This is a genomic window from Wansuia hejianensis (genome assembly GCF_014337215.1).
Classification (GTDB): domain Bacteria; phylum Bacillota; class Clostridia; order Lachnospirales; family Lachnospiraceae; genus Scatomonas; species Scatomonas hejianensis.
Map to the genome: position 1 here is coordinate 148,339 of NZ_CP060635.1, position 21,853 is coordinate 170,191.

20 protein-coding genes and 5 tRNA genes are annotated in these 21,853 nt (G+C 52.1%); 23 read left to right on the forward strand and 2 right to left on the reverse strand.

Annotated features, from left to right (window positions below):
- Window positions 1-423 precede the first annotated feature (423 nt).
- Genes H9Q79_RS00700 through H9Q79_RS00750 form a run of 11 tightly spaced genes read left to right on the forward strand, consistent with a single transcriptional unit; the run spans window position 424 to window position 12,735 of the window.
- On the forward strand, window positions 424-1,209 hold the full coding sequence (locus H9Q79_RS00700) for a hypothetical protein (RefSeq protein WP_118647364.1): 786 nt from the start codon (window positions 424-426) through the stop codon (window positions 1,207-1,209).
- Complete coding sequence (locus tag H9Q79_RS00705; protein WP_249328984.1) at window positions 1,200-2,510, forward strand: glycosyltransferase family 2 protein; 1,311 nt, start codon at window positions 1,200-1,202, stop codon at window positions 2,508-2,510. The genes H9Q79_RS00700 and H9Q79_RS00705 overlap by 10 nt, the downstream gene beginning before the upstream one ends.
- Entirely contained in the window at window positions 2,511-4,232 is a 1,722-nt protein-coding gene (locus H9Q79_RS00710; RefSeq protein ID WP_249328985.1) for a leucine-rich repeat protein, read from the forward strand. It begins immediately after the preceding gene.
- Entirely contained in the window at window positions 4,210-5,316 is a 1,107-nt protein-coding gene (locus tag H9Q79_RS00715; RefSeq protein WP_249328986.1) for a DHHW family protein, read from the forward strand. Before H9Q79_RS00710 ends, H9Q79_RS00715 begins: the two co-directional genes overlap by 23 nt.
- A gap of 15 nt (window positions 5,317-5,331) precedes the next feature.
- A complete protein-coding gene (locus tag H9Q79_RS00720) occupies window positions 5,332-5,976 on the forward strand; it encodes a hypothetical protein (RefSeq protein WP_118647356.1) in 645 nt (214 codons plus the stop codon).
- The gene (locus H9Q79_RS00725) at window positions 5,970-6,653 is read left to right on the forward strand and encodes a polyphosphate polymerase domain-containing protein (protein WP_118647354.1); all 684 of its coding nucleotides are present in this window, start codon (window positions 5,970-5,972) and stop codon (window positions 6,651-6,653) included. The genes H9Q79_RS00720 and H9Q79_RS00725 overlap by 7 nt, the downstream gene beginning before the upstream one ends.
- A 19-nt stretch (window positions 6,654-6,672) precedes the next feature.
- Complete coding sequence (locus H9Q79_RS00730) at window positions 6,673-7,353, forward strand: DUF4956 domain-containing protein (protein ID WP_249328987.1); 681 nt, start codon at window positions 6,673-6,675, stop codon at window positions 7,351-7,353.
- A gap of 20 nt (window positions 7,354-7,373) precedes the next feature.
- Window positions 7,374-8,795, forward strand: coding sequence for a CotH kinase family protein (locus tag H9Q79_RS00735; protein WP_118647350.1), 1,422 nt, complete (start codon window positions 7,374-7,376; stop codon window positions 8,793-8,795).
- 14 nt (window positions 8,796-8,809) lie between these two features.
- Window positions 8,810-9,904, forward strand: a complete 1,095-nt coding sequence (wecB, locus tag H9Q79_RS00740) for a non-hydrolyzing UDP-N-acetylglucosamine 2-epimerase (RefSeq protein WP_249328988.1) — start codon at window positions 8,810-8,812, stop codon at window positions 9,902-9,904.
- A gap of 4 nt (window positions 9,905-9,908) precedes the next feature.
- Window positions 9,909-11,078: a hypothetical protein gene (locus H9Q79_RS00745; RefSeq protein ID WP_249328989.1), complete on the forward strand. Its 1,170-nt coding sequence runs from the start codon at window positions 9,909-9,911 to the stop codon at window positions 11,076-11,078.
- Window positions 11,079-11,097: 19 nt separating this feature from the next.
- Window positions 11,098-12,735 (forward strand): fibronectin type III domain-containing protein, encoded by a 1,638-nt coding sequence (locus H9Q79_RS00750; protein WP_249328990.1) that lies wholly within the window; start codon window positions 11,098-11,100, stop codon window positions 12,733-12,735.
- Here the strand turns inward: H9Q79_RS00750 and H9Q79_RS00755 are convergent.
- Entirely contained in the window at window positions 12,708-13,370 is a 663-nt protein-coding gene (locus H9Q79_RS00755) for a Crp/Fnr family transcriptional regulator (protein WP_249328991.1), read from the reverse strand. The two genes, H9Q79_RS00750 and H9Q79_RS00755, sit on opposite strands and share 28 nt — an antisense overlap.
- A gap of 92 nt (window positions 13,371-13,462) precedes the next feature.
- Between H9Q79_RS00755 and H9Q79_RS00760 the strand changes: the two genes are divergently transcribed.
- Both H9Q79_RS00760 and hcp read left to right on the forward strand, forming a co-directional pair.
- Complete coding sequence (locus H9Q79_RS00760; RefSeq protein ID WP_249328992.1) at window positions 13,463-14,149, forward strand: ATP-binding protein; 687 nt, start codon at window positions 13,463-13,465, stop codon at window positions 14,147-14,149.
- A 1-nt stretch (window position 14,150) separates the two neighbouring features.
- Window positions 14,151-15,749 (forward strand): hydroxylamine reductase, encoded by a 1,599-nt coding sequence (gene hcp / locus H9Q79_RS00765; protein ID WP_249328993.1) that lies wholly within the window; start codon window positions 14,151-14,153, stop codon window positions 15,747-15,749.
- A gap of 2 nt (window positions 15,750-15,751) precedes the next feature.
- Here the strand turns inward: hcp and H9Q79_RS00770 are convergent, their stop codons facing one another.
- Window positions 15,752-16,135 carry a DUF3783 domain-containing protein gene (locus H9Q79_RS00770; RefSeq protein WP_249328994.1) on the reverse strand — a complete coding sequence of 128 codons (384 nt, stop codon included), beginning with the start codon at window positions 16,133-16,135 and terminating at the stop codon, window positions 15,752-15,754.
- 313 nt (window positions 16,136-16,448) lie between these two features.
- Between H9Q79_RS00770 and H9Q79_RS00775 the strand changes: the two genes are divergently transcribed.
- The 10 genes from H9Q79_RS00775 (at window position 16,449) to H9Q79_RS00820 (ending at window position 21,808) form a co-directional block, all read left to right on the forward strand.
- Window positions 16,449-16,520 (forward strand) — tRNA-Glu (locus H9Q79_RS00775).
- Between the two features lie 26 nt (window positions 16,521-16,546).
- A tRNA-Thr gene (locus H9Q79_RS00780) sits at window positions 16,547-16,619 on the forward strand.
- A gap of 4 nt (window positions 16,620-16,623) precedes the next feature.
- Window positions 16,624-16,697 (forward strand) — tRNA-Ile (locus H9Q79_RS00785).
- A 30-nt stretch (window positions 16,698-16,727) separates the two neighbouring features.
- Window positions 16,728-16,801, forward strand: a tRNA-Asp gene (locus H9Q79_RS00790).
- Between the two features lie 12 nt (window positions 16,802-16,813).
- A tRNA-Val gene (locus H9Q79_RS00795) sits at window positions 16,814-16,886 on the forward strand.
- Between the two features lie 257 nt (window positions 16,887-17,143).
- On the forward strand, window positions 17,144-18,721 hold the full coding sequence (locus H9Q79_RS00800) for an amidohydrolase (RefSeq protein ID WP_249328995.1): 1,578 nt from the start codon (window positions 17,144-17,146) through the stop codon (window positions 18,719-18,721).
- A 159-nt stretch (window positions 18,722-18,880) separates the two neighbouring features.
- Window positions 18,881-19,090, forward strand: coding sequence for a FeoA family protein (locus H9Q79_RS00805; protein ID WP_334298973.1), 210 nt, complete (start codon window positions 18,881-18,883; stop codon window positions 19,088-19,090).
- A gap of 32 nt (window positions 19,091-19,122) precedes the next feature.
- The gene (locus tag H9Q79_RS00810) at window positions 19,123-19,344 is read left to right on the forward strand and encodes a FeoA family protein (protein ID WP_118647334.1); all 222 of its coding nucleotides are present in this window, start codon (window positions 19,123-19,125) and stop codon (window positions 19,342-19,344) included.
- An 84-nt stretch (window positions 19,345-19,428) separates the two neighbouring features.
- Window positions 19,429-21,606 (forward strand): ferrous iron transport protein B, encoded by a 2,178-nt coding sequence (gene feoB, locus H9Q79_RS00815; protein ID WP_249328996.1) that lies wholly within the window; start codon window positions 19,429-19,431, stop codon window positions 21,604-21,606.
- 34 nt (window positions 21,607-21,640) lie between these two features.
- A complete protein-coding gene (locus H9Q79_RS00820) occupies window positions 21,641-21,808 on the forward strand; it encodes a FeoB-associated Cys-rich membrane protein (protein ID WP_249328997.1) in 168 nt (55 codons plus the stop codon).
- Window positions 21,809-21,853: the final 45 nt, after the last annotated feature.

The window sequence follows — 21,853 nt, forward strand, 5'->3', positions numbered from 1 at the left end:
CTGTCGGCGCACGGCGAAGCAGCTTTGCCCATGCGAGGGCAGAGACAGATTTTTTCAGGTTTATGCAGTTCAGGCGGGAATTTCCCGCCTGTTTTTTATATTATAGGAAAGTACGCCCTATGATATAAAACCCTCTGGGAGATGCGCACTCCGCGCTAAGGAAATATGGCTGCTGGGGCGACCGCGCTCCGGCGCGCGAGTCCGGCAGGCCGGACTCTTTGTACTCGTACAGGAGGGAAAGCTGCTTAATTTGGTGAAATATAATTAAATTTTCATATGTTTGTCGTCTATGTGACTTCCGTGTGATTGAAACATGATATTGTATCAGAGTAATTAATTAATAATCACAATATTTTGCCCATAAAGTAAAATCAAGGTAATAATAATATGAAATATAAGTAAAGTATACACGGAGGCAGTCAGATGAATGAAAAAAAGAAAATTTATTATACCAGGACGTACAGGCATCTTAAAAAGAATCATTTAAAAAGCGTCTTGTATCTTCTGATTTTTATACTGCCCTGCCTGATTATTTTCAGCATGAATCTGCACAATTTAACAAAGTTTATATCAGATACCGGGGTTGCTGTTCTGGGCAGGGCGTTTCCCGGGATACCCATGTATATTTCCAGGGATGTGTTTTCATTCCTGGGCACGATTGAGTATATTGACATGCCGACCACTTATCCGGGGCTGCCGTTTGTATTCGCCAATCTGGTGATCATGCTTCTGGCCCTGGTATTTCTGGGGACAGGCAGGAGGAAAGGAAAACCGGTTGCTATTTTTTGTATGCTCATGGTGATCATACACATAGTTAACTGTGTGTATTTTATATTCGCGGCCAATCATTTCCCGTATTTGGCAGACCAGTTTTCTAATCTGTATATGAAGCAGCAGATTGGAATCTGGCTCACGTTTATTGTGCTTTCCGGGCTGGTCACCGGATTTCTGGGCAACCGGGGATATCTGTACAAAATACTGACTTTCCTGGCAACAATGGCTTATTCGCTGGTGTTTGGCGTAGTGAGGTATATCCTGTTTCTGTATCTTCTGCAGCAGTTCTCGATTCTCTATATGGCGCTGATGTACTTTGTTTTCGGGCCTTTATTTGATTTTTTATATTTTGTCGGTATCTACTCTATATTTGCGAATAAGATGGTTAAAATGTACGATACGGGCGAGGGAAGAGAGGACTGGGAATGGTTGTAAACATATTAAAAATTTACATGATTTTTGTCATCATCATCATGCTGGTCTATACGGTCAGGCATTATCTGTTCGCGGTGAACCGCCTGTCAGGGCGGCAGAGGATGTATTATAACGATATTATTTCCAGCCGTATGAAAAGGATCTCTGTTCTGATCCCCATGCACAATGAAGAGCAGGTGCTGTCCTATGTGCTGGAAGCGCTTCTGGAATGCGATTATGACAGGGACAGGCTGGAGATCATACCTATCAACGACAATTCCACGGACAGGACCAGGGAATTGTTGGACGCGTATCATGAGAAGTACGAATTTATCCGCCCGCTCCACCGTGACTGCCCGGACCGCGGCAAGCCGGCCGGCCTGAATGACGCCATGGAGCTGGCGACCGGGGAAATCATCATCGTGTTCGATGCGGATTACCGTCCAGCCAGAGACATGCTGAAGCAGCTGGCGATTGCCTTTGAAGATCCGGAGGTGGGAGCCGTTATGGGGCGTGTGATCCCATACAACACGAATAAAAACCTGCTGACAAGGCTGATTAACCTGGAACGTTCCGGCGGATATCAGGTGGATCAGCAGGCGCGCTACAATCTCAGGACAATTCCCCAGTATGGGGGAACGGTGGGCGGCTTCCGCAAGGATGTCATGCTGGATATGGGGGGCTTTAACCCGCTGGTGCTGGCGGAGGATACAGAGCTGACTTACCGGCTGTATACCCATGGCTGGAAGGTGGTGTACGCCAATTCAGCGGAATGCTATGAGGAAGCGCCGGAAACCTGGGAGGTGCGGGGCCGCCAGATACGCAGATGGTCCAGAGGCCATAATCAGGTGCTGTTCCGCTATCTGTTCCGCACGGTTGTGTCAACCCACATGAATCTCAGGGAAAAGCTGGATGGTATCCTGCTGTTGTTTGTATATGCGATTCCCTTTTTCCTGCTTTTGGGGCAGATGGTTTCCCTTGCGCTGTTCTTTCTGGGCGAGATGGATCTGTTTGCCGGATGGTGGGTGCTTCTGTTCATCGGAGTCTATTGCTCCTTCGGCAATTTTGCGCCCTTCTACCAGATCGGGACGGCCCTGGTGCTGGACGGAATCAAGGGAGAGGTGCTGCTTCTCCCGCTTCTGATGTTTAATTTCTATTTCTATATGTGGAACATCAGCCGGGGATTTCTGGACGCCGTTGCGGATATCATCACCAAGAGGAAGGTGCACTGGGCGAAGACGAAGCGGTTTACCGATAGCGCGGCGTCAGCGGCCCGGGGAAATAAAAAAGAAGAAAAAAGACTGGAAAAGGAGGGCCTGTAATTGCAAGCGATTATCATACTGGCAGCGGCGTTTGTCATCATGCTGGCGGGCCCCATTGCATGGGCGGCGGTCTATTACAAGAGGCGGAAGGGGACGATCCTGCACATTAATCAGGGACGGATACGGGACCCCCGCTATTTCGGAAAGTCTTTCGCATCTCTCGTACAGGGCAGCCTGGCTTCTGTCAGGGGCAACAGAATCCGTCTTTCCAAGGAAGAGGCATTTCTGGACGCCGACAGAGATCCTTGTGCGGAGGAATGTGTGGAAGAGCTGGTCATCGCCAGACAGAAGGCTTTTTGCCCTCCGGACAGCGTGAAGGAGTTTCAGAAGGAAATCTACAGTGAGGAAAATGTCTCCCTGATACACAGCGGCCTTAAGATGCGGGCGGCATATTGCGTAAAGCGGATGGTGCTGGGGAATGGCATTACCGTTTCGCGGTGGGTGGACGCCGGGGAAACCCTGGCTGTCTATGACGGCTGTGATCTGGGCGTCAGCGCATCTGCGGGGGAGCAGATGTGCGTGGGGGCGGACTGCCGGTTCCAGAGGCTTTATGCCGGAGAAATCCGTATCGGCCAGAGACCCGGCAGCACGCTGGAGGCTGAGGATGGAAAGGATGCCAGGATTTACCGGCTGCCGGTGCAGGTAAACAGAGAGAATAACATGCGTTATATCAGCAAAGAAATGATAAATGATGAAGGGATCGTAGATTTTTCCGTCCTGTCATGGAGAAATGTGACAGTGACAGAGAAGATTATAGTGCAGGGGGATATACGCTCTCACCGGGGGGTGCGCTTGTGCGAGGATTCGGTTGTCTGTGGAAATATTTTTGCTGAAGGCGATGTGCTGCTGGAGAAAAATACGGCTGTGCTGGGCAATATTTTTTCTCAGGGAAGCATTCGGCTGGAGGAAAGGGCGACCGTCGGACAGAGAGGTAAGATCAGCTCGATGATTGCCAGGGAGACGATTACCTTTGACAAGGATAATTTTGTATTCGGATATGTCAGGTGTGAGAAGGGTGGGAGCACGGCCGCCCGGGAGAAGGCGGGGGAAGAAGCCGCATCCTTCAGCTTTCTGGAGCTGCCGCGTCATCTGAAGCACCTTTCCTTCAGAGATTTGTATGAATATGAGCATGTGGACTGGCAGGGATTCCGGAAGGAAGAGGAGCTTTTGGATGTGATTATTCCCGCGGGAGCTTCCTGCGTACAGCGAAGCATGTTTTTTGACTGCAGGAAGCTGGAAAAGGCAGTATTCCCGGAATCGCTGCGTACTGTTGAGAGCTATGCGTTTGCAGACTGCCGTAGGCTGAAAGAGCTGGCAGGATTTAAAAATACCATGCTGACATCCATTGGAACGTCTGCCTTTGAAAACTGTGAGGGACTTCAGAGCCTGGAGCTACCGGCCGGCGTCTGTGTTCTGGAGGGTGCAGCCTTCGGAGGGTGCAGCCATCTGAGAAATTTCAGGATTCCGGAAGATTCTCTGCTCCGGAAGATTGGGGATCATTGCTTCAGGGGCTGTGCCAGCCTGGAAGAGCTGCGTCTTCCGGATACCACGGAATATATCGGCGTCAGTGCGTTTAAAGGCTGTGATTCGTTGGCGAGGATCAGCCTGCCCGGCACGTGCAGCGGACAGGCGGGGATTCTGGAGCTGAGGGATACTGGCGTAGAGCTGGTTTTCAGAGAAATTTTAGAGGAGCGGTCTGATGAAGCACAGAAAATGGATTAAGATGATTCTGGCGGCAGCGTGTACAGCAGCGGCGCTGGTTCTTTTGATGTATCTGGAGTTTCTCATGGAAGGTCAGAAGGAGCCAGATCCCACGGAGAAGGTGCAGGTTATGGCCAAAGACCTGTATAACGGTTACGGCCTGGAGGGGAATCAGGAGCTTTCGGATGTTATTATTTACGAAAATGAAGAGGTGTCCTGCTATGCGGACAGAATATTGCGGAGATTCTCTTATGACGAGAGCCAGGTACAGAACACCGCCGGCGCAGTACAAGGAATGAAGGATCAGAATCCTTCTCTGGAGCATATTTATGTTATGCCTATCCCGCCCAAAGTTGTTCTGGAGGAAGGATATGAGGCGGATCAGGATGCTTATCAGGCTTACCTGGAGCGCATGGCGTCCAGCCTGCCGGAGGGGACATCCCTTGTGGATGTTCTGCCGGAGCTGGCCGGGCATGAGGAGGAATACGTGTTTTTCCGCACAGAGGATTCGTGGACGGCGAAAGGTGCTTATTACGGCTCATCGGTGCTCGGAAGGGCTTTGGGGCTGGAACCGTTCTCACTGGAGAACTATGAGGAATATATGTACAACAGCTTCAAGGGAAGCCTACTGCAGAAATACGAGGACGACCCGCAGCTGGCCGGGCGGCTGGGCGAGATGCCGGAGGACAGGGTCTATTACTATCTGCTTCCGGACGGGAAGAACAGAGAGCGGATTGAAAAGGAAGAAGGGCAGTGGAGCGTTCAGCCTGCGATTTCTCATGCGGCGGGAGGGCTGGGAACGTTTGTCTCAGGCGGGTATCTGTCGGCGGTTGTCGAAGGGGATCAGAAGCGGAAAATGACCGGTGAGGAAACTCTGCTCCTGATCTGCGATGACAGGGGAAAGCTGCTGGCCCCGTTTCTGGCGAATTATTACAAAGCAGTTTATGTGATAAATGTGACGGAGGACACGGGATTTTCTGCCGATATGGCCGGAATCCTGGCTGAGTACGGGGTGAAACATGTGGTCTGGGCCCAAAGCTCTCTGTATATGGGAGACATGTCCTATTGCGGTGCGGTGAACGGCTTTTTAAACCAGAATGAGTAAAAGGATTGAAGAAAAATGGCTGATATATTGAGTAAATGGTTTGGTAAATTTGCTTCAGAGACGGGAATATTGGGAGATATCAGGCAATATCAGGGGTTCGGGCCTTACGTGCTTCTGGTTTTGGGAGCGCTGGGTTGTTTTCTCGGCTTCTGGGTGTACCGTGCCTATTTTGCTGTATTTCTGTTCTTTCTGATCGCCTTTGTCTGTACGGTGTGTATGAGCGGCCGGGTGGAATGGGGTGCGGTAGTGACCTGTTTTGCCGTTGTCGGTACGGCCGCGGCGGTCCTCTCCTATGGCTGGTACCGGTTCGGCGGCTGTATACTGTGCGCATTGATTGGCGTCTGGATAGGCTGTCTGGTTGAACCGTCGGTCTGGACGGCGGCGGCGGGAGGGATCCTGGGCGGCATCTTTATGCTGTTGTTCCCCGTGCTGGCCCTTTCCTCCCTGACGGCGCTGTGGGGCGGCTGGCTGCTGGCGGACGTGTTATTCCTGTGGTTTTGGCCCGGCGCGGGGCCGCTGTTAAAGGCGGCTGCCGTTGCCCTGTGTGCGGGCGCGGGATTTGGGCTGCAGATGCTGACAAGCCGGCGGCAGACCATGTTCAGGAAGGTGTGTCCCGACCGGGTCACTCACTGGCTGGAAAAGAGGAAAACGGAATGCTGAGTGTATATCGGAAAGAGATAAAATATGTAATTCCGCTGGAGGCATTTGTGAGCATAGAGGGACAGCTTGATCTTCTGATGAAGCGGGACAGCTACGGGGAGAACGGAACTTATAGGGTGCGGTCACAGTATTATGATTCCCTGACGGACAGGGACCTGTGGGATAATCTGTCGGGAGTCATGGAGAAGAGAAAGATCAGGCTGAGGATCTATTCTCCGGAGGATCAGCGGGTGAAACTGGAATATAAATGTAAGAGCGGATCAGACGGAGAAAAATACTCCCTGAACATCAGCAGAGAGGAAGCATCCCTGATGGAGGATCACAGGTATGAATTTCTGCTGGGCAGGGAAGAGCCTCTGGCGGCACAGCTGTATGCCAGGATGGCGGGAGGCACTTACCGGCCGAGGACCATCGTGGAATATCAGAGGACAGCGTTTACTTACCCGGTCAGTGATACGAGGATTACCTATGACCATGAGATCATGGGAAGCGTGAATCCTTACGGCCTGTTTGAAAAACAGCCGTTTTATACGCCGCTGCTGCAGCCAGATGTGGGAATACTGGAAGTAAAATATAATGATTTTCTGCCGCCGCAGCTAAAAGCGGCCGTGAGCCGTATAGACGGCCTGGCGGAGGCCAGCAGCAAATATTCAAAAGCCAGGCTGGCATATATCTAAACGAAAAGAGGAAGACAGGATGAGAGAATTTATTGTGGAAAACCTGACCAGCGCAGAGACAATCAGCTTTGCCGTGATTGTTCTGAACAACCTTGTGGCGATGGCCGCGGCATTTTTTGTCATGCTGGCGTATAAGGTTACCTATTCAGGAACAGCCTATAGCCGTAAGTTTAATATTTCGCTGGGAGCGATTACGATTATCACCACCATGATCATGAGTGTGATCAGCAATAATATTGCGTTATCACTGGGTATGGTGGGCGCGCTGTCCATTATCCGTTTCCGTACCGCCGTGAAGGATGTGAGAGATGCCGCCTTCATTTTCTGGGCGATCGCCGCGGGGATTGGCTGCGGGGTGTCCCAGTATCTGCTGATCGGTGTGGGCAGCGTATTTCTGCTGCTCTTCCTCTTGCTGACAAAGAATGTGGTTTCTTCCGGAAAGCAACTGATGGTAGTGCAGGGGCGCCCGGAGGCGCAGAATCAGATTGAGGCGGTGGTCAGCGGGCACTTTGACGGAAAAGCGCATTTGAATGTTAAGAATCTGTCGGCGGCTTCCTGTGAGCTGGTATACAGCATCCGGGAAGGGGATCTGGCGAAGGCAAACGAGAAGAATATGATTGATATCGCCCAGAGGCTGATGAAGCTGGAAGGAGTAGAACGGGTCAATCTGGTGGAACAGCAGGATGATATTTCCAGGTAAACCTCTGAGGACAAAAATATATGAAGAAGATGATTCAATGCGCGGCAGCGGCTGTTGTTCTGCTATTGATTGTGACGGGAGCCGGGCTGGCCGTCAGCCGTGTCCCGGAAAGGGAGAAGGATGCAGGAGACAGCGTTTCCGGTGTAACAGTAGAAGATTATGGGGAACCCGACCTGGAGGATTTGAAGGAGCATGGGCTGGACGCCTTTGAGACAACCCTGCCGGTTCTCTATATAGATACCGGCGGACATCGGATTACGAAGGAGAATAAAATATGGGCGTCGCTGGCCGTGCTGGAGGCCAGTGAAGATGGGAGGGAGCGTTCCATTCTGGAGAAACCGGACGGTCAGGCCCCGATAACGATTAAATACAGGGGAGCGTCCTCCTATTCACAATTTGATAAAATGCAGTACCGCATTAAATTTTACAAAAAAGAGGGGAGCAGCAAGGCAAAGGACTATGAACTTCTGGGTATGGGTTCCAACAGCGAATGGGTGCTGAACGGGCCTTTCCTGGATAAAACGCTGCTCCGGAACCGCCTGGTATACGGCCTGGGAAGAGAGATTTTCGAATGGGCGCCGGACAGCCGGTATGTGGAGCTGTTTGTGGATGGGAAATATCAGGGCGTATACCTGGCGGTGGAGCCTGTCACCAACGGCGAAAGCCGGCTGCGGCTCAGTGAATTCGGACTGCTTTCGGGAGAAACGCCATATATTGTAAAACGTGACCGGGTGGGGACGGAAGAAGATCCCCTGGAGGTATATGGAAAGTACAGCGGAAAGACGAACAATGATCTGTATATTGAATATCCCACGTCCGGCAGGCTGACGGAAGAGCAGAGAAGCTGGATAGAGAAGGATATCAGTGCATTTGAAGAAGTGCTGTACGGCGATGATTTCGCGGACCCGGAGACTGGGTACGCGGCCTATATCGATGTGGATGCTTTTGTGGACTATGTGATCCTGAATGAAGTGTTCATGAATTATGACGCCGGAAATCTGTCGACCTATGTCTATAAAGAATTGGGAGGTAAGCTTCAGATCGCGATCTGGGACTATAACAACTGCCTGGACAATTACCAGTGGTTCGCACAGGATTTTTCTGAATTCTGCATGACGGGAAACGCCTGGTTTTCCAGGCTGTTGGAGGACCGGAGTTTTGTGGAAAAGGTTGTATCCCGGTACGGAAAGCTGCGAGAGGGAGTGCTGTCCCAGGAGCATATTTATGAAAGAATAGCGGCTTATCAGGCGGAGCTGGGAGACGCGGTGGGACGGAATTTCGCCGTATGGGGATACAGCTTCGGGCTGAATCTCCTGACGGGGGAAAACCGTGACCTGGAAAGCTATGAAGAGGCTATGGAGCAGTTGTATACCGCGCTGGACCTGCGGTTTGAATTTTTAGATTCTCATATGAAGGATTTATACGCGAACTGTGTGAACTGACTGGAGGAAACGAAATGAAAAATGTGATGCTGATATTCGGGACCAGGCCGGAGGCCATCAAAATGTGTCCACTTGTGAAAGAGTTAAAGAAAAGTGACAAGCTGAAGCCCGTGGTCTGCGTAACCGGGCAGCACAGGGAAATGCTGCATCAGGTTCTGGAAATTTTTGATGTAAAGCCTGATTTTGATCTGGATATCATGAAGCAGGGCCAGGATCTCTATGATATTACTTCTGATGTTCTGAAGGGGATGCGGGATATCCTGAAGAAGGTTTGCCCCGATGTGGTGCTGGTGCACGGGGACACCACAACGGCGGCTGCAGCGGCGATTGCGGCGTTTTACCAGCAGATCCCGGTGGGCCATGTGGAGGCCGGACTCCGCACGTATAACATCTATTCCCCCTATCCGGAAGAATTTAACCGGCAGGAGATCGGTTTGATTGCCAGATACCATTTTGCTCCCACGGAAACTGCCCGTGATAATCTGCTGAGAGAGGGGAAGCGGGCGGAGGATATCTTTGTGACAGGCAATACGGGAATTGACGCCCTGCTCACGACCGTGAGAAAGGATTATTCGCATCCGGTCCTGAGCTGGAGCAAGGACAGCCGGCTGATTGTCATAACCGCCCACCGGAGGGAGAACCTGGGGCGTCCCATGCATGAAATGTTTCGGGCTATCCGGAAAATTGTAGAGGAGTTTCCTGACGTTAAAGCGCTATATCCCATTCATCTGAATCCGCAGGTGCGGGGAATCGCCCGGGAGGAGCTGGAGGGCTGTGACAGAATCCGGCTGATCGAGCCTCTGGCGGTGAGTGATTTTCATAATTTCCTCAATGCCAGTTACCTGATTCTCACGGACAGCGGCGGCATTCAGGAAGAGGCGCCGGCTCTGGGCAAGCCGGTTTTGGTGATGCGTGACACTACGGAGCGGCCGGAAGGCGTGGAAGCCGGTACCCTGAAGCTGGTGGGGACAGAGGAGGATGGGATCTATCACGCGTGCCGGCGGCTGCTGACGGATCCCGTATTCTATTCTGAGATGAGCCAGGCCAGGAATCCTTATGGGGACGGCAGGGCCAGCATTAAAATCCGCAGATTGCTGGAGAATATGTGAAGTGATGAAGAGTAAGAAACGCTGTTGGCTGACAGGCCTCTCCCTGGCGGCTCTCTGTCTCATGGTGTTTGCTGCCGCGGACATCTGGTATCGGGCGGAAAAAAGGGCTGCCTGCCGGGAGAAGACGGAAACGGTGCAGAAGATTATGGATCGTGAAAAAGAATGGATACGGGAAAATCAGGGGGCCGGAGGAGAAATCTATATGAATCTGTCAGGCGGGGCCGGAGACGTGAATCCCTATTTTGCGTGCCAGGCAGCCATGGGGCTGCTGGCGGGACAGCCGTCGGCGGAGGATCTCAGCTGCGCGGCAGAGTATCTGTCCTGGCATGCGGAAAAGCTGGCGGAGTGTGAAGGGGTCGTAACGAATTACCGAAATGATGGAAACGGTCTGGAGCCAACCGGAGAGTTTGATTCCGTGGATTCTTATATCGCCGTATATCTGACGCTGCTGAGTGAATATGAGGAAAAGGGCGGCCGGCTTTCAGAGGCAGGGGACTGGCAGGAGGCGTTGGCAGTCTGCGCGGAAAAACTGGAAGAACTGAATCCCGGAGGCCTGACTCAAGTATCGGAGAAAAACCAGGTGTCCTATCTGATGGATAACGCAGAGGTATGGGAGGGATGCCATAGAATACGGCTGCTGCTGGAGTCGGAGGATGTGGAGGTGGCGGGCTGGGCCGGGGCCGCGGAGACGGGCCGGCGTTATGGACTGTTGGAAGAGGGGATCTGGCAGTCCGTGAGCGGTAAATTATGGAATGCAGAGGAACAGAGGTTTGAAATCGGCCTGGATGGCAGGGGGAGGCCGCTGGATTTTACCGGCTGGCAGGAATTTTACCCGGATGCGATCGCGCAGGTCTATCCGTCTGCCTGCGGGATGATCTTGTCCAGGAAGCGGACGGTGGAGCTGTATGAGAAACTGTGCTCCCGGTATGAGTGGGAGAGCCTGGGGCTGGGGGGGACGTTTGACTGGCCGGTCCTGGCCTGTATCGCGGTGGAGCTGGGCGATGAAGAGCGTGCTGAAAGGTTTGTAAAGGCATATGAGGCGGCGTATGGGGAGAACAGGGAATACCCTCTTCATACGGCGGACGCCGGATGGACGGCGAGGGCCTGTGAAGCGCTGAAGGACAGTTATGAGGAAACTGCCGGAAGAGGGATTTTGGCAGATATTTTGAACTGAAGGGAAATGGAGGATGAATGTGGACAGCAGAGAAGGCCGGTGGCTGAAGAGGGGTATCTGTATAGGGCTGATGATTGTGTTTTGCCTCTGCGTATTCATTCTGGCGGCGCAGAGGTACGGATTTCTCGGCGGCATGGCTCAGGCGGGCTCTGAAAGGAGAGAGATCCTGGAGGCCGCTGGCCCCGAATCTGAGTGGGCTTATATGGACGGAGGCGAAGAGCCTGGCGTGGGGAATGTCTGGACGACTGACCGGTATGATACTTCCCGATGGAAAGAAGGCAGGGGCGTCTTCGCGGCTCCGGAATCTGCCGGAGCAGGAGGCGCCGGCGTCGTACTGCAGGCGGAAACACCGGAACACGGCGAGGCGGGTACGTATTTTTTCAGAAAAGAGTTTGAGCTGGACGGTATTGATGAGATCCTGTCTATGGAAGGGCAGATCAGATACAGTGACGCGGTGATTGTGTATCTGAACGGTGAAATCATTTTTGCGGGCAATGTTCCTGCCGGAGGATATGAATCCAACCAGGAGACTGGGACCGCACAGGCATCAGAGGGAGTCCAGGAGAGCTATTTTCAGGTGACAGACCTGTCTGCGCTGCGCGCGGGGAGAAATATACTGGCTGTTGAGGTGCATCAGGAGGATATGGAGCAGGATGACGCCTATTTCAGCTTCCAGGGCTTCAGGCTGTTGGGGATAGAGCTGGAAGAAGATGAGCCTGATATCCAGGGGCTTATGCTGGAGCAGGGAGAGAATGAAGAACAGATCTGCGTGAGCTGGATCACTGATTCAGACAGCTTTTATCAGGTGGAGTATATGACGAAATCTGATTATACAAGCTGGAACAAGGAATTTTCGGAGGTATCTTCCTCTGTGCTGATGGGCAGGAAGTATCTGCCAGAAAGTGGGAAATATCTGAACCATGCGGTCTTAAAGCGGCTCCAGGTCGGGACAGAATATTTGTACCGGGTGGTGCGCGTCGGAGGAGTCAGGGGCTGTGAACTCATGAGCTTCACGACGGCGGTCAATAACAAATATTCCTTTGGGCTGGTGGGAGGTTTTTCAGCGGAAGGCAGCCAGGCCTGGGAGCAGAGTGCTGAAGCATGGGAAGAACTGCTGGGAACCTGCGATTTTCTACTGTATCCTGGCGCAGGAACGGAAGCAGGGGAGAATCTGGCCTTCAGACGGCCCTGGATCTTTAAAAAGATTCCGGTGGGAATCACAAAGAGCGCCGGGGAAGGGGGAACAGGGGACTATTCCTTTACTTATCAGGACAGCCTGTTCCTGATGCTGGATTCCGACAGCGGAGATATGGCCGCCCACCGTGCTTTCATAGAGAATGCGGCAGCCAATGCCCGGAGAAAATGGATATTTGCCGTGATGCGTCATGGAGCCGGAGAGCTGGAGGAGGGCCAGAGGCGTGAATATGAAGCGATGTTTGAGGAATCCGGAGTAGACGTGGTGATCTGCGGACAGTCCGGAGGGACTATTGTCGGCGGGAACCTGGAAGAGGGTCCGGTTTATCTGGCCGCCGGCCGGGCGGACGGACCGGCGGCCGCGGAGGTTACTGTAGATGAGAGACAGATACGGATAAAAGTATATGAGCTTGCCAGCGGTGAGGAGCTGGAAAGCTACAGTGTTTCTTTTAATTCAAAATGATTCCTGGAAAAAACAATCAATCCTTCCCGCTGCATTTTGCCCAGTTCGTTCGACAAAGCGCTGCGGTCCACGCTCAGATAGTCAGCAAGCTGCTGTCGGTTGAAGGGGATCTCAAATTCCTTCTTCCCGCAGCGGACGGCCTGGTAGCTGAGATAGGACAGGAGCCTTCCCCGGATAGATTTGGAGGAGGTGTGGAAGATGCGGCGGGAAAGGTTCAGATTTTTCCCGGCGGAGACAGTCAGAAGGTTCCTTATGAGCTTACTGTGATGGGCGCAGGTTTCCGAACAGGTTTTCAGAACCCGCCCTATATTTAAAAAGAGCACGTCCGCAGGTCCGGCGGCCAGCACGCTGACCATCAGGGGTTCCCCGGGGACACAGGCGTAGGTTTCGGCAAATACGGTTCCCGGCCCGGCTATATCGAGAATACTCTTGTTTCCCCAGAAATCATCGTTTTCTATCTGAATATGTCCGGAAAGAACCAGACCCATGGACTGAACGGAATCACCGGCATGGTATATGACCATGCCTTTTTTGTATTGCCTTTGTTCAGCATTCAGGCAACGTAAGATCGATTTGACCTCATCCGGAGCGATTCCACGGAAAAGGACTGTTTTTGATAAAAAATTGTAATCCATTTTGTTCTCCTCGTTGTTTAAACAACATATTTGTTGTAAAAAGTGTATTATACTCAACTCATAAAGTCAAGGACAACTGGGAGGGAACAGAGATGATCCGAAAAATTATTCAGATTGATGAGGAAAAATGCGACGGCTGCGGGCTGTGCGCAAAAGCCTGTGAGGAGGGGGCGATCGCCATTGTGGACGGAAAGGCAAAGCTGCTGCGGGATGATTACTGCGATGGCCTGGGCAATTGCCTGCCCGCTTGTCCGGCAGAAGCGATTACCTTTACGGTAAGAGAGGCGGCTGCGTATGAGGAAGCCGCCGTTCAGAAAAATATATCCAAAGGAAGTCCCGTAACAGATGCCCTGGCGGGCGGGGGAACAGCTAATGCTGTTCCGCAGGGTATGGGCCGCTCGTTGCTCCGTCAGTGGCCGGTTCAGATCAGGCTGGCGCCTGCCAGCGCCCCGTATTTTGAAGGGGCGGATCTGCTGATTGCGGCGGATTGCACAGCCTATGCCTATGGGAGCTTCCATGAGGATTTTATCAGAGGCAGAGTAACCCTGATCGGCTGTCCGAAGCTGGATGCGGCAGACTACTCGGAAAAACTGACAGAGATCTTCAGGAGGAATTCCATCAACAGTATAACAGTGGCACGGATGGAGGTTCCCTGCTGCGGAGGTATAGAATATGCCGTGAAGCAGGCTGTGGAGAACAGCGGGAGGGAAATACCGACGGAGGTAAAGGTTATTACTACAGAAGGTGAATTCATTCATAGAAAAGAGGAGGAACTATAAGATGGAGAGAAATATGTTTTGTTTTCAATGTGAACAGACAGCAGGCTGTACGGGCTGTACGGGAAGCGCAGGGGTGTGCGGGAAATCTGCCAATACAGCCAGGCTTCAGGATGAACTGACCGGAGCCCTGATCGGGCTGGCCAGGGCCTGCGGGAACAATCCGAGGACAGAAAAGACAGACCGCCTGGTGCTGGAAGGGCTTTTCAGCACAGTGACGAATGTGAATTTTAACGATGATACGCTCCGCCGGCTCATTGACCGTGTGAACTGCGAAAAGGAGCGGATTGCTCCCGGCTGTGCCAAATGTTGTACGAAATGCGGGAATGCGGATAATTACTGGCTGGAAGAGCTTTGGGATGCTGATCCGGATATCCGTTCCCTGAAGTCACTGATCCTGTTCGGCATCCGGGGAATGGCTGCCTATGCCTACCACGCCATGGTGCTGGGGCGCACCAGTGAGGCGGTGAACAGCTTCTTCTATAAAGCGCTGGCGGTCCTGGGCGAGGATCTGGGAATGGAAGAATTAGTTCCGGTCGTTCTGGAGGTTGGAAAGGTGAATCTGGAATGCATGGAGCTTCTGGACAGCGCCAACACAGGGACGTTCGGTACGCCTGCTCCCGTCACGGTTCCGCTGACTGTGGAAAAGGGTCCGTTCATCGTGATTACAGGTCATGATCTGTATGACTTAAAGCTGCTGCTGGAACAGACAGAGGGAAAAGGAATTAATATCTATACCCATGGAGAAATGCTTCCGGCCCATGCTTACCCGGAATTGAAGAAGTATCCGCACCTGAAAGGGAATTATGGGACTGCCTGGCAGAACCAGCAGAAGGAATTTGCCGATCTGCCGGCTCCGGTTCTCTTCACCACCAACTGTCTGATGCCCGTGAAGGAAAGCTATGCCGACCGTGTCTTTACGACAGAGGTCGTTTCCTATCCGGGAATGGTTCACATCGGAGAAGACAAAGATTTTACACCGGTGATCCGAAAAGCCCTGGAACTGGGCGGATTCCCGGAAGATACAGAATTCACGGGGATCAACGGCGGGAAAACAGTGATGACCGGATTCGGCCATGGAACCGTTCTGAGCGTGGCCGGCCAGGTGGTGGCCGCGGTAAAGGAAGGGGCAATCCGCCACTTCTTCCTGGTAGGCGGCTGCGACGGAGCGCGTGCAGGCAGAAACTATTATACCGAGTTTGTGAAGCAGACGCCCGGTGATACGGTGATCCTGACGCTTGCCTGCGGAAAATACCGCTTTAATGACCTGGATCTGGGTACGGTAGGCGGGCTTCCCAGACTGATGGATATGGGGCAGTGTAATGACGCCTACAGCGCGGTCAAGGTAGCCGCAGCACTGGCTGAGGCCTTTGGATGCGGAATCAATGAGCTACCGCTGTCCATGATATTATCCTGGTATGAACAGAAAGCGGTCTGCATTTTGCTGACGCTGCTGCACCTGGGAATCAAGAATATACGCCTCGGGCCGACGATTCCGGCTTTCATTTCCCCGAATGTGCTGGACTTTCTGGTTGAAAAATTCAGCATCGCGCCGGTCACTACCCCGGAGGAAGACTTAAAAGCGATTCTTGGAAATAAATAGAATTATAGGGAGCAGTTCATTGACTCATGCTCCCTTTTTATTTCCTCAAAACACTGGAGCGGCGTCCAGGCCTGATTCGTGGGCGTCAGAACTGCCTTGTAGGGGAGTATGACCTTATGATTCCGGAGCTGCCTCAGAATGCGGTCAAATTTATTTTCCGGCAGCCCAGCGAAGATCATCATGGGTGCGGGAAGAGGGGCTCCCGTGTAGGTTCCTGCGGAGCCATCTGCCTCAAAGCCGGGCAGTCCCGCCAGGGCGCCCAGAGGCTTGTTGTATTCGGAAGGTTCCACCTTTTTCAGACGCACATGGAACGGGAGAAGAGCCTGTCCGATTGCTGTTTTCATAGAACTGTCCTCCAACTGGAAGATCAGGATGATTTCTTTCATGAGAGTATCCTTTCTGCCGTTATTTCCGGCGGTTAGCTAATTTTTCTGATGGAAAATGAAGTTGTGCATCGATGCCAGAGCCGGCCTCCTGAGGGCATCTGCGGGCCTTCTGGTTATATGGGGTATTTTGCCGGGCGCCGGGAACACCGGGAAGCCGTGACTAACTCATGATTGCATTATACAGTAATACAAATAGAAATACAAGATCACTGTTATGATACTGGGGTGTATGGGTGAGCCAGAAATTCTATTAAGAAAAATTTGAAAAACTCTTGCAAACATGGTCAAAATATGGTACTATAATTCCGTTGCTGGCTCCGTGGTCAAGCGGTTAAGACATCGCCCTTTCACGGCGGTAACACGGGTTCGATTCCCGTCGGAGTCATAAGGAATCCGTACAGAGCAGAATCAGCCGATGTGGCTCAATTGGCAGAGCAGCTGATTTGTAATCAGCAGGTTATCGGTTCGAGTCCGATCATCGGCTCTTTGGACCTTTAGCTCAGTTGGTTAGAGCAACCGGCTCATAACCGGTCGGTCCTGGGTTCGAGTCCCCGAAGGTCCATTTTACAACTTCATATCTGTTAGATATTGCGGCCCGGTGGCTCAGCTGGTTAGAGCGCCGCCCTGTCACGGCGGAGGTCGTCGGTTCGAACCCGATCCGGGTCGCTTTTTCTAAAAGGGGTCTTAGCTCAGCTGGGAGAGCATCTGCCTTACAAGCAGAGGGTCACAGGTTCGAGCCCTGTAGGCCCCATGGAATGACTGATTATTTCTATACAGGAAATCAGTCATTTTTTTGTGTAAATTACACACTATACTAGATTTAGGCAGGGGTTTGCTTTTGATTGGGCGGTGAGGGGGACGTTTGGATACCCGCTGCTTTTCGTCCGGGCATCCGCCCGCCTCTATTTATTAAAAGTTGCAAATTGTGCGGGACTGGCCGTATGATAGGGATAGAAAATTGGGAAAATAAGTATTAAATTGTTTTGAATTGTTCAGGAGGATACTCAGATGAAAAGAATTTATTACGGCGGAACAATACTCACCATGAAAAAAGAGCTGTATACGGAAGCTTTGCTGGAAGAGGATGGGATTATAAGGCATACGGGCGGTTATGAAGAGCTGAAAATACAGGAGCCGGAGGCTGAGACGGTGAATCTGGAGGGGAATACACTGATGCCGGCGTTCCTGGACTCTCACAGCCATTTTTCCGGTGTGGCTACCGGATTACTGCAGGTATCATTGGAGGAGGCAGAATGCTGGCAGGATATCTGCGATGCTATTAAAAAATTTGCGGAGGAGCGGAGGATACCAAAGGGCCAGTGGATCATGGCTAAGGGATATGACCACAATCATCTGAAAGAGGGGCGGCATCCGTCAGCCGGCCTTCTGGACCGGGTGTTTCCCGACAATCCGGTAGTTTTGCAGCATCAGTCCGGGCATATGGGAGTCTTCAACAGCAGGGGGCTTGAACGCCTGGGGATCACAGAAGATACCAAAGCGCCACAGGGAGGCGTAATCGAGATTAGGGATGGGAAGCTGACTGGTTATCTGGAAGAGAATGCGTTTACAGAATATTTAAGGCGGGTGCCGATGCCGGAACCTGAAGATCTGATGAAGGCATTTTCTGATGCTCAGACGAAATATGCTTCCTTTGGTATCACTACAGTTCAGGAAGGCATGATGACCAGGGAGTTAATCCCGCTTTATCAGATGATGCGCCAAAAGAAGATTCTGAGGCTGGATGTGAACGGCTATTCAGAGGTGGCTGCGGTGGATGAGTGGTGCGATGCCTTTCCGGGAGCTGTGATGCGTTACGACGGGCATTTCCGGATTGGCGGACTGAAAATTTTCCTGGACGGCTCGCCCCAGGGCAGGACGGCCTGGATGAGAGAACCCTACCAGGGAGAGGATAGTTACTGCGGTTATGGGACAATGAAGGATTCCGAAGTCAGAAGCGCTGCGGCCATGGCGGCGGAGAGAGGGATGCAGCTTCTGGCGCACTGCAACGGCGACGCGGCTGCCGCACAGTATCTGAGGACGCTGGCGGCGCAGGAAAAAGAAACGCCTGAGTTCAGAGAAAGCCGTCCGGTGATGATTCATGCGCAGCTGCTGGGAACAGACCAGTTGGAGGAAGTCAGGCGCCTTGGCGTAACGCCGTCGTTTTTTGTCGCCCATGTGTATCACTGGGGCGATGTTCACATCAGGAATTTTGGGATGGAACGGGCGGGGGCCATCAGTCCGGCAGGATCGGCTGCCGCTGAGGGCATCCGTTTTACGTTTCATCAGGACGCGCCGGTGCTGGAACCGGATATGCTGGAGACTGTCTGGTGTGCGGTGAACCGAAGAACACGCGCGGGAGTGACTTTAGGCGGGAATGAGAAGGTGACCGTGCTGGAAGCGCTGAAGGCTGTGACTGTTAACGCTGCCTGGCAGTATTTTGAAGAAGACAGCAAGGGCTGCCTGGCGGCCGGGAAAAGGGCAGATTATGTGATTCTGGACCAGAATCCCCTGGATACGGACGGGGAGAAGCTCCGTGAAATCAGGGTCCTGGCGACCCTGAAGGACGGAAAAGCAATCTATATGTGAAAAATTTCCAGCCGAAACGAGGGTATCATTGTGCAAAAGGGATAAAAATAAAAAAATCATAAAATGTTCTTGACAAAACGGTTAGGTAGAGCTAATCTATTAAAAGAAAATAAGTTAGCAAATTCTAACTAAAAGCTTATCAGTGAAGGAGGAAAAATGATGCCCTTAACAATGACGGCAGCAGGAGAGACTGCAACGATAAAAAAGGTTGGCGGCAACGAAGAAGTAAGACGTCATCTTGAAAACCTTGGGTTTGTAACAGGCGGCAAAGTCATGGTCGTATCCGTTGCCGCCGGGAATCTGATCGTAAACGTAAAGGAATCAAGGGTAGCGATCAGCAAAGAGATGGCTAACCGAATCATGGTATAAGCAGCAGGATATTAGAAGGAGGGAAGAGAAATATGCGCACGTTGAAGGAAGTGAAAATCGGCAGCACGGTATCAGTGGTGAAGCTGCATGGCGAAGGTGCTGTCAAGAGGCGCATCATGGACATGGGAATCACGAAGGGTACCAGTATCTACGTTAGAAAAGTGGCCCCGCTGGGAGATCCGGTAGAGGTTACGGTCCGCGGCTACGAGCTGTCATTGAGAAAGGCCGATGCAGAAATGATTGAGGTGTCATGATTTTTTTTATGAATAGGTTAGAAAACACTAACCATTTGTTTTTGGAAAAAGTTAGGATAAACTAATAATTAGGAGGAGTAAAGTATGTCAGTCAAGATAGCATTGGCGGGGAATCCAAACAGTGGAAAGACAACACTTTTCAATGCGCTGACCGGTTCAAACCAGTTCGTTGGCAACTGGCCCGGTGTAACTGTTGAAAAAAAGGAAGGGCGTTTAAAAGGATATAAGGATGTCATCATCATGGACCTTCCCGGTATCTATTCTCTTTCTCCCTATACGCTGGAGGAAGTGGTTGCCCGTACCTATCTGATTACAGAGAGGCCGGACGCCATCATTAATATCATTGACGGGACCAACCTGGAGAGGAACCTGTATCTGTCCACGCAGCTGATGGAGCTGGGCATTCCGGTGATTATGGCTGTCAACATGATGGATCTGGTCAGGAAAAACGGTGATAAGATTGACACAAAAGAGCTGTCAAAGCAAATGGGCTGCGAAGTGGTTGAAATTTCAGCGCTGAAGGGAACGGGTATCAAAGAAGCGGCTGAAAAAGCCGTACAACTGGCAGAAACCCGCCGGGAGACACCGGCCGTCCATACCTTCGCGCCGGAGGTAGAGTCGGTGCTGGATTCCATTGAGAATCTTCTGGGAAACGACGTGCCCTCCGGACAAAGGAGATTCTACGCGATCAAATTGTTTGAGAGAGACAATAAAATCGGCGAGCAGATGAACCGGGTTCCGGATGTGGAGCCGATGATTGCAGACGCAGAGAGAGCCATGGACGATGATTCGGAAAGCATCATCACCAATGAAAGATATACATACATCGCGAAGGTAATTAAAAGATCCTACGTGAAGAGAAGTAAGGAGAAGCTATCCCGCTCTGATAAAATCGACCGGGTGCTGACCAACCGCTGGGCGGGGCTTCCCATTTTCCTGGGTATCATGTTTATCGTATATTATGTGTCAGTCACTACGGTTGGCACCCTTGTGACCGACTGGACCAACGACACGTTATTCGGGGAATGGATAGTTCCGGCAGCCAACAGAGGGCTGGAGGCTATTGGCTGCGCGGCCTGGCTGCAGGGACTGCTGGTAGACGGTATTATCAGCGGTGTCGGTGCGGTTCTCGGCTTTGTGCCCCAGATGCTGGTGCTGTTTCTATTCCTGGCATTCCTGGAGTCCTGTGGCTATATGGCCCGTGTCGCGTTCATCATGGACCGTATCTTCAGGAAATTCGGGCTTTCCGGAAAGTCCTTTATTCCGATGCTGATCGGCAGCGGCTGCGGAGTGCCGGGCATTATGGCCTCCCGAACGATCGAGAGCGACCGTGACCGTAAGATGACCATTATGACCACAACATTTATTCCCTGTGGGGCAAAGCTTCCCATTATCGCGATGATTGCAGGAGCATTCTTTGGCAATGCCGGTTGGGTGTCATGGAGCGCATACTTTGTGGGAATCGCGGCGATTGTCTGCAGCGGTATTATACTGAAAAAGACGAAAATGTTCGCAGGTGATCCGGCTCCTTTCGTCATGGAGCTTCCGGCTTACCATCTGCCTACCGTGGGCAATATCCTCCGCAGCATGTGGGAGCGCGGATGGTCCTTCATCAAGAAAGCCGGAACTATCATCCTGCTGTCAACCATCGTGCTGTGGTTCCTGATGAGCTTCGGCTGGGATTCAGCAGGGGCGTTCAGAATGCTGGAAGCTGAGGAACTGAATTACAGTATCCTGGCCTCCATCGGGAATGTGATCGCACCGATCTTCGCCCCGCTGGGCTGGACGAATCTGGGAGAAGGCTGGAAGATGGCAGTTGCTGCTGTCAGCGGCCTGATCGCCAAGGAAAACGTCGTGGCAACCTTTGGCCTTCTGTACGGATTTGCCGAGGTTGCTGAAGACGGCGCCGAAATCTGGGGAAACCTGGCTGCAAGCCTGACAACGGTTGCCGCATACGGATATCTCGTATTTAACCTGCTCTGCGCCCCCTGTTTCGCAGCGATGGGCGCCATCAAACGTGAGATGAATAACCGGAAATGGTTCTGGTTTGCCATTGGATACCAGTGTCTGCTGGCATACTGCGCAGCTCTGTGCGTATATCAGATCGGTACTGTGATTACCGTCGGAGCCAGCGCCATTAATGGTTGGTTCTTCGTAGCACTGGCAGTCCTTGCAGGCTTCCTGTATCTGCTGTTTCGTCCCTACAGAGAGAGCCAGACGCTGAACGCGAAAGTTCGCATTAAAAAAGGAGCAAAGGCCTGACCGAAGGCCTTGAAGGCCGGAAAGGAGTGAGAGCATGAATGCACCAACATTTGTCATACTGCTGGCGGTGATTGCCGTGGTAGTATTAGCGATCCGTTCCATGCATAAGGATAAGAAATCCGGAAAGACCTGCAGCGGCTGCGGAGGAGGCTGTTCGGGGTGTCACGGCTCCTGCGGTACGGCCGGGAAAAAGGAGAGATAATTCAGGGATATCAAAAAAGGGGTGTCGATACGGCATCCCTTGTTG

Excerpts from the sequence above, each read along its gene's own strand:
- wecB (WP_249328988.1), top strand. The coding sequence starts at position 8,810 with ATGAAAAATGTGATGCTGATATTCGGGACCAGGCCGGAGGCCATCAAA.
- H9Q79_RS00700 (WP_118647364.1), top strand. The coding sequence starts at position 424 with ATGAATGAAAAAAAGAAAATTTATTATACCAGGACGTACAGGCATCTT.
- hcp (WP_249328993.1), top strand. The coding sequence starts at position 14,151 with ATGGAGAGAAATATGTTTTGTTTTCAATGTGAACAGACAGCAGGCTGT.
- H9Q79_RS00820 (WP_249328997.1), top strand. The coding sequence starts at position 21,641 with ATGAATGCACCAACATTTGTCATACTGCTGGCGGTGATTGCCGTGGTA.
- H9Q79_RS00725 (WP_118647354.1), top strand. The coding sequence starts at position 5,970 with ATGCTGAGTGTATATCGGAAAGAGATAAAATATGTAATTCCGCTGGAG.
- H9Q79_RS00760 (WP_249328992.1), top strand. The coding sequence starts at position 13,463 with ATGATCCGAAAAATTATTCAGATTGATGAGGAAAAATGCGACGGCTGC.
- H9Q79_RS00770 (WP_249328994.1), bottom strand. The coding sequence starts at position 16,135 with ATGAAAGAAATCATCCTGATCTTCCAGTTGGAGGACAGTTCTATGAAA.
- H9Q79_RS00735 (WP_118647350.1), top strand. The coding sequence starts at position 7,374 with ATGAAGAAGATGATTCAATGCGCGGCAGCGGCTGTTGTTCTGCTATTG.
- H9Q79_RS00705 (WP_249328984.1), top strand. The coding sequence starts at position 1,200 with ATGGTTGTAAACATATTAAAAATTTACATGATTTTTGTCATCATCATC.
- H9Q79_RS00755 (WP_249328991.1), bottom strand. The coding sequence starts at position 13,370 with ATGGATTACAATTTTTTATCAAAAACAGTCCTTTTCCGTGGAATCGCT.
- H9Q79_RS00715 (WP_249328986.1), top strand. The coding sequence starts at position 4,210 with ATGAAGCACAGAAAATGGATTAAGATGATTCTGGCGGCAGCGTGTACA.
- H9Q79_RS00800 (WP_249328995.1), top strand. The coding sequence starts at position 17,144 with ATGAAAAGAATTTATTACGGCGGAACAATACTCACCATGAAAAAAGAG.
- H9Q79_RS00745 (WP_249328989.1), top strand. The coding sequence starts at position 9,909 with ATGAAGAGTAAGAAACGCTGTTGGCTGACAGGCCTCTCCCTGGCGGCT.
- H9Q79_RS00810 (WP_118647334.1), top strand. The coding sequence starts at position 19,123 with ATGCGCACGTTGAAGGAAGTGAAAATCGGCAGCACGGTATCAGTGGTG.
- H9Q79_RS00805 (WP_334298973.1), top strand. The coding sequence starts at position 18,881 with ATGCCCTTAACAATGACGGCAGCAGGAGAGACTGCAACGATAAAAAAG.
- feoB (WP_249328996.1), top strand. The coding sequence starts at position 19,429 with ATGTCAGTCAAGATAGCATTGGCGGGGAATCCAAACAGTGGAAAGACA.
- H9Q79_RS00730 (WP_249328987.1), top strand. The coding sequence starts at position 6,673 with ATGAGAGAATTTATTGTGGAAAACCTGACCAGCGCAGAGACAATCAGC.
- H9Q79_RS00720 (WP_118647356.1), top strand. The coding sequence starts at position 5,332 with ATGGCTGATATATTGAGTAAATGGTTTGGTAAATTTGCTTCAGAGACG.